The sequence below is a fragment of the Muricoccus harenae genome (assembly GCF_009848505.1).
GTDB lineage: Bacteria > Pseudomonadota > Alphaproteobacteria > Acetobacterales > Acetobacteraceae > Roseomonas > Roseomonas harenae.
Genome location: NZ_WWDL01000093.1, coordinates 1 through 1,207, shown reverse-complemented (window position 1 = coordinate 1,207; position 1,207 = coordinate 1). Strand labels below are relative to the sequence as shown.

The 1,207-nt window shown below is 72.8% G+C and carries 1 protein-coding gene; it reads right to left on the bottom strand.

Going from position 1 to position 1,207, the window contains the following annotated elements:
* A partial coding sequence (tnpC, locus tag GSE44_RS25040; RefSeq protein WP_159351535.1) for an IS66 family transposase occupies window positions 1–1,160 on the bottom strand: 1,160 nt, incomplete at its 3' end.
* Between the last annotated feature and the right edge of the window lie 47 nt (window positions 1,161–1,207).

Genomic DNA, 1,207 nt, shown 5'->3' with positions numbered 1-1,207 from the left:
GCCTCGGGTGACTGGCCGCGGATGTCGGCCTCGACGGCGTAGAGAGCGGCAATGCGGGCCAGTGCCTCGGCCGCGATCGGCGCCGTGTTCTTCTTGGCCAGGTCGTAGAATCCGCGTCGTACATGGCTCCAGCAGAATGCCAGTGTCGCGCCCGGGCCGCCCTCCTCCGGCGCGGCCAGGCCCTTGTAGCCGGCGTAGCCATCGCATTGCAGGATGCCGTGGTAGCCGGCCAGGAGCGCCCGGGCGTGCTCGGCCCCGCGGCCAGGGGCGTAGCGGAACACCACGGCCGGCGGGTCCGTCCCACCCCAGGGCCGGTCATCCCGCGCGATCGCCCAGGCAAAGCCCTTCTTGGTCTGGCCCCGCCCGGGGTCCAGCACCGGCATCGTGGTTTCGTCCGCGAACAGCCGGGCCGAGGACAGCAGGATCCCCTGCATCCGCGCCACCACCGGCGCGATCTCTGCGGCAGCCGTCCCCACCCAGGAGGCCAACACCTCGCGGCCGATGGTGAGACCCTGGCGTGCCAGGATCTGGGCCTGGCGATACAGCGGTAGGTGATCGGCGTAGCGCGACACCAGCACATGCGCGACGGTCGCCTCGGTCGGCATGCCGCCCTCGATCAGGCGCGCCGGCGCGGGCGCCTGCAGCACCACGCCCTCGCAAGCCCGGCAGGCGGGCTTGGGGCGCCGCGTCACCAGGACCTGGAACCTCGCCGGGATCACGTCCAACCGCTCCGAAGTGTCGGCCCCGATCTCGACCAGCGGACCCTGGCAGCACGGGCAGGCGGTGCTCTCGGGCATGAGCACCCGCTCGAGGCGGGGCAGGTGCGCGGGCAACCGGCCGCGGCCCGCCCGGCGCCGGGCGGTGTTCGTCTTGCGCAGTTCGGGCGAGCCCTTCTCCGCTTCGACCTCGTTGCTGGCCAGGCTCGCCTCGACCTCCTCGAACGCGAACTGCAGCTGGTCCTCGGGCAGGCGCTCCGAGCGACGTCCGAACTGCATGCGCTGCAGCTTGCCCAGCAGGTGCCGCAGCTTCTCGTTCCGCGCGGCCAGCGCGTCGCGCTCAGCTGCCAACCCGTCCCGCTCCGCCCAGGCGGCCAGCAACAGCGCGCGCAGCGCCTCGGGATCATTCGGCAGGCTCTGCAGGTCGACGCCGACGGGGCTCATCGGCACCGAGTCTAGGCGGCGGCCGTGGGCCGGGGAATCCGTTTCGC